7 protein-coding genes are annotated in these 4,444 nt (G+C 58.3%); 4 read left to right on the top strand and 3 right to left on the bottom strand.

The features are described from left to right. Window positions 1-6: 6 nt before the first annotated feature. Entirely contained in the window at window positions 7-309 is a 303-nt protein-coding gene (locus OS189_RS18585; protein ID WP_267168825.1) for a mobilization protein, read from the bottom strand. Window positions 310-545: 236 nt separating this feature from the next. On the opposite strand from OS189_RS18585, the gene mobQ reads away from it, so the two are divergent. Together mobQ and OS189_RS18575 are read left to right on the top strand one after the other, a co-directional pair. Next, entirely contained in the window at window positions 546-1,829 is a 1,284-nt protein-coding gene (mobQ, locus tag OS189_RS18580) for a MobQ family relaxase (RefSeq protein ID WP_267168824.1), read from the top strand. A 26-nt stretch (window positions 1,830-1,855) separates the two neighbouring features. Then, window positions 1,856-2,248 carry a hypothetical protein gene (locus tag OS189_RS18575; RefSeq protein ID WP_267168823.1) on the top strand — a complete coding sequence of 131 codons (393 nt, stop codon included), beginning with the start codon at window positions 1,856-1,858 and terminating at the stop codon, window positions 2,246-2,248. A 32-nt stretch (window positions 2,249-2,280) separates the two neighbouring features. Here the strand turns inward: OS189_RS18575 and OS189_RS18570 are convergent, their stop codons facing one another. Next, entirely contained in the window at window positions 2,281-2,568 is a 288-nt protein-coding gene (locus OS189_RS18570; RefSeq protein ID WP_037275356.1) for a DUF3892 domain-containing protein, read from the bottom strand. Between the two features lie 102 nt (window positions 2,569-2,670). After that, window positions 2,671-2,934: a DUF3892 domain-containing protein gene (locus tag OS189_RS18565; RefSeq protein WP_267168822.1), complete on the bottom strand. Its 264-nt coding sequence runs from the start codon at window positions 2,932-2,934 to the stop codon at window positions 2,671-2,673. A gap of 107 nt (window positions 2,935-3,041) precedes the next feature. Here OS189_RS18565 and OS189_RS18560 point away from each other — a divergent pair, with 107 nt between their 5' ends. Beyond that, entirely contained in the window at window positions 3,042-3,365 is a 324-nt protein-coding gene (locus tag OS189_RS18560; RefSeq protein ID WP_037931678.1) for a helix-turn-helix domain-containing protein, read from the top strand. A 10-nt stretch (window positions 3,366-3,375) separates the two neighbouring features. Next, window positions 3,376-4,143, top strand: a complete 768-nt coding sequence (locus tag OS189_RS18555; protein ID WP_267168821.1) for an ImmA/IrrE family metallo-endopeptidase — start codon at window positions 3,376-3,378, stop codon at window positions 4,141-4,143. Window positions 4,144-4,444 lie beyond the last annotated feature (301 nt).

Raw genomic sequence — 4,444 nt, 5'->3', positions numbered from 1 at the left:
CAAAACTCATGACCGGTCCTCTTGCGCGTCAGGAAACAGAATCTGCCAGAGCCCCCGGTCGCGATCCCGCTGGGTGAGGCGGTCTGGCAGATCGCGCCGCACCAACTCTAAGAGCTCGGGGCTCTGAAGAGCAGGTTCGGCGCTCAAACGGTCGAAGACCAAAGTGCCCAAGAGCCATTTGATGCGGTCTTCGTCTTTCTTCTGAGACAGACGCCGCCGGGCATCGAGCGCTGCGATCTGAGCGTCGAGCTGAGCTTTCTTCTCGGCCAGTTCTTTGATCCGGGCGTCGGTCGGGCGGCTTTGGGACATGGGGCAACCTCGGGAATAATCGGGGCGAATGTAGTGGCGGATTGATAGGTTGAAAAGATTTAAATGCGCGCTTATACATTGTCTTCGACAACGTGCGCGTCCTCATGGGGGTAAACCCCCGCGCCGGACGGCTTCCCCCCAAGGCGGCATTGCCGCCTAAACGAGGGTTTCACCCTCGCGCTCCCGACCAGCGCAAGCAGGCGCTGGACCCTGTTTTGAAGAGAGGCGTCCCAAGCGTGGCGATCTACCATCTCAGTGCAAAAGTGATCAGCCGGGCAGGGGGCCGTTCATCTGTCGCAGCCGCCGCCTACCGGACGGCTGGGCGGCTGCGGGATGACCGGCAGGGGTTGGAGCATGACTACAGCCGCAAGGGCGGGGTCGTGCATTCCGAGATCATGGCCCCCGAAAATGCGCCCGACTGGATGCGCGATCGCGACCAGCTCTGGAACGCGGTCGAGGCGGTCGAGAAGCGTCGTGATGCGCAGCTTGCCCGAGAAATTGAAGTGGCCCTTCCCCGGGAGCTCGATCGCGGCGAGCGCCTTGAGCTCCTGCGCGGCTTTGTTCAGCGCGAGTTTGTCGATCGCGGCATGATCGCGGATGTGGCCGTTCACGAGGGCAAGGCCCGTGATGGCCACGGTCAGCCCCATGCACATGTCATGCTGACCATGCGCGAGCTGACCGGCGAGGGGTTCGGGAAGAAGGATCGCAGCTGGAATGCGCCGGACCTGCTGATGGGCTGGCGCGAAGCCTGGGCGCGGGATGCGAACACAGCCCTTGAGCGGGCAGGGCGGTCGGAGCGGATCGACCATCGGTCGCTCGATGTTCAGCGGTCTGAGGTCGAACAACAGGTCGAGCGGGCGCGCGGGGGCGGGCAGGAAGAGATTGCGCTTGAGCACGAGAAGAAGGTGGTCGAGCTCAGCCGCGAGCCCGAGCCGAAAATCGGACCATCGGCCAATGCTCAGGAAAAGCGCGGGATCGTCACGGAGCGCGGCGAGGCTTTCCGCGCGGCGCAGGCGCGCAATGCACAGCGCCAAGAGCTGGGCTGGCGGCAGTTGGAATTGCGGCTTGAGCTGATGGAGCGGGGGCGCGCCTTCATTGCCACCGCGCGTGAGCGGCTGGATCAGCTTTGGGGCCGCGCCGAGGCGGCGATGTCACGGATCAGGGAGAGGTTTATGAGCGAGGTTGAGAGGCCGCAGGTTGGTGCCGATCGGGGCGACATGGACGCGCGTCGGGCGGCGGTATTGGGGCGCGATGTTGATCGACCCGAGGTGCAAGCGCCGGATGTCGGGCGGGAGAGGGTTGCGCCCGACGATCCAGACCGCGAGCGGCGGGACGCCATCCTTGGTCGAGCGCGCGATATCGGACAGGATCGGGATGCAGCCGAGGTAGAACGGGACATTGCCGCCCGTGACGGCGAGGGCCGTGACCAAGGGCGGCGGGATGACATTCTCGGGCGCGGGCGTGATAATGCGTCCGAGCGCGGGCAGGGCCGCGATCGCGACAGAGACAGAGAGCGGTGAAAGACGTTTGCGGAGGGGTGGCCAAGATGAAGAAATGGCGCGTTGTTCTGGACGCCGCGAAGGCCCCGACCTGCGGTGACTGGGTTGCCGTGAGCGGGCTTTGCCCAGGTGAGGAAGAAACCGCACGGTTCCTCTTTTTGGACGGGACGGAGGCAGATGGGTTCACGTTCCTCGATGCCCCACAGGAGCAGGTTGGCGACTCTCTTAGTGGCGAGCAGATTCCGTGGCTGCACTTTCCAGACTGCATGGAGATCGTCGGAGTGGAACGTCAGGAATGGCGACCGCCGAGCTGGCGGCACGACAAGACGTTGTGGCGTCTGACCCTGGTAAGCCTGCCGTCGAATGTCGAATTCGAGAAACGGCTTTTGGTTGGTCAAGAAAGCAGGCGTGGTGTCCTCAGCCGGTTAGGGTTGAGATAGGGCAGGCACTTGGGTGTTGCGCGTCCCAAGGCCTATTTGCAGCGCGGCAGACTCAGGAGGTTATTCGGTTCGGCTCCATCGGCCTCGGTTTTCAGGTATTTCTTTCCATTCCGCGTAGCGATGATGACCCAGACCGAGTTGCCATTGACGCTGGTCCAGAAGCGCCAAGTGCCATCTTCGATACCTTTGATGGCAACATCGAGCTTAATGCACCAAGGACCACCACTCTTGGAACCAGTGGCTCCGCCGATGCTGTCAATACGCCGGTCAGAGTCCGCACCGTCTGGAATAATACAGGTGATCTGATGATCCTGTGGCATGGGATAAAATCCTTCTTTTTATGACATTCAAGGATGCCAGGTTGAAACGGACCCGCAGAGGTAGATGCTATCTGCGAGCCCTGATGTCGTAGGGTCATAGGCTTAGCAATCAGGGAGATTGTCCAAGTTGTTGCTCGACGACTTATCGGCGGTTGAGCGAAGGTATTTGCCGCTCGTTCCGTTCACCACGGTGATGTCGACACGAGACGTACCAGGCTGCTGGACGTAGTAGGTGTGCGTGCCGTTTTCGATATCGCGGATCGCGTCAGCCTTCATCCGTGGGGACCATGCCTCGCCTGATTTGCAAAGCTTGGTGATGTCGCCGTCCTTGTCTTTTCCCGACGCGGTAACTTTTCTGTCAGCCATCTTTTCGTTCTCCATTTTGGTTTACATAAGTATAGCTAGTACTACACTTGAGGTCAGATATAGTGATCGCTATACTTCTGTCAACCCGCGAACAGAGAGAATCTTGCATGTCAGAAAAATTTGGCGAAAAGCTCAGAAAAATCCGAACATCCAAGAACATGACGCAGGAGGAGCTGGCGACGGTCCTTGGGTCTTCAAAGGCATATGTCTGGCAACTCGAAAACAAGAAGAATGCCAAGCCGTCCGCTGAGTTGTTGCTAAAAATCGCAAATCATTTTGGGGCGTCGCCAGAGTTCTTCTTGGACGATACGCAAGACGAGCCTTCTGACCGACAAATCGAGGATGCCTTTTTCAGAAAATTCCATAAGCTGTCTGAGAATGACAAGCGCACGATTGAGAGGATAGTTTCAGGTTTTGACGACGACGATTAGCCGCCCTCCGATGAAGGAGGCCAACCGCCTTACAAGGCTCTGGCAGGACCACGGCCCGAACACTTACCCACTGGATATTTCAAAGCTCATTGATGGCGCACTTCAGAACAGCGATTTTGGCGGCGAACTGAAAACCAAGATAGGCAGCTACGATTCCTTCGAAGGGTGTCTTGTTAAAACAAAGAACACCGACAAGTGGACGATTTTGCTGAACTCGGAAATCGAGAACAAGCGGCGTCAACGGTTCACATATGCCCATGAGCTGGGACACTTCATGTGCCATCGGGGTTTGCGGGATCGTTTCGAAGACAGCGATGATACCCTGAACGATTTCAGGGATAAGATAGAAACCGAGGCCAACGTGTTTGCGTCGTGGCTACTTATGCCTGCAAACCTTCTCAGAGATGAGTTTAGCGGGATTGGCTGGAATACAGATTCCCTGTGCGAGATAGGAAACCGTTTCGAGTGCTCACTCCAGGCGAGTGCTTTGCGATTTGTTGGGCTGTCCAGCAAGCCGGTTGCATTTATCGTGTCGCGCGATGGAATGGTCGTCTGGGGCAGCAAAAGTAAATCAGCTCCGTACATGACAGCGTTTTGCTTTGGAGATGAACTACCCAAGGCGTCCCACGCTCATACAGCCCACCTCAATGGTGGAACCTGCGCATTGCCGCAGGATTCCGGCTTGGCTTGGAATGAGTTTCGAAGCGCGAAGGAGAGCCAATATTTTGATTATTCCGGACGGGGATATCAGTACACCTGCATTGAGTTTGTTGGATAAATTGACGAATACCACTGATAAATCAGCCATAGAAAATATGTGATCCCGGCGTGCGCCGGTCTCGCTTTGAGCGATAGGCAGGGCAGGGGATCGACAGGCTGACGCCTGCTCACCCCAACCCTGACAGTTTCCAAATCCTGTTGATCCGCCTGCCATCCTGGCTGGTCCGAGAAAACCGGCAAGCGCCGCCGTTGGCGTCGGTTCCGGCCCTGAATTCCGGTTCCTCCCACGCGCAGGCGCGCGGTTCCCTCCCAAATTCACGCCCTCCACCCGGTTGTCACGGCCCCGCCAGGCCGCAGGA

The sequence above is a fragment of the Sulfitobacter sp. F26169L genome, assembly GCF_026410285.1.
Lineage (GTDB): Bacteria > Pseudomonadota > Alphaproteobacteria > Rhodobacterales > Rhodobacteraceae > Sulfitobacter.
This window is presented reverse-complemented; position numbering and strand designations above follow the sequence as displayed.

Bases quoted from the DNA above. Each gene is read 5' to 3' on its own strand.
- OS189_RS18585 (WP_267168825.1), bottom strand. From the start codon at position 309: ATGTCCCAAAGCCGCCCGACCGACGCCCGGATCAAAGAACTGGCCGAG.
- OS189_RS18560 (WP_037931678.1), top strand. From the start codon at position 3,042: ATGTCAGAAAAATTTGGCGAAAAGCTCAGAAAAATCCGAACATCCAAG.
- OS189_RS18555 (WP_267168821.1), top strand. From the start codon at position 3,376: ATGAAGGAGGCCAACCGCCTTACAAGGCTCTGGCAGGACCACGGCCCG.
- OS189_RS18570 (WP_037275356.1), bottom strand. From the start codon at position 2,568: ATGCCACAGGATCATCAGATCACCTGTATTATTCCAGACGGTGCGGAC.
- OS189_RS18575 (WP_267168823.1), top strand. From the start codon at position 1,856: ATGAAGAAATGGCGCGTTGTTCTGGACGCCGCGAAGGCCCCGACCTGC.
- OS189_RS18565 (WP_267168822.1), bottom strand. From the start codon at position 2,934: ATGGCTGACAGAAAAGTTACCGCGTCGGGAAAAGACAAGGACGGCGAC.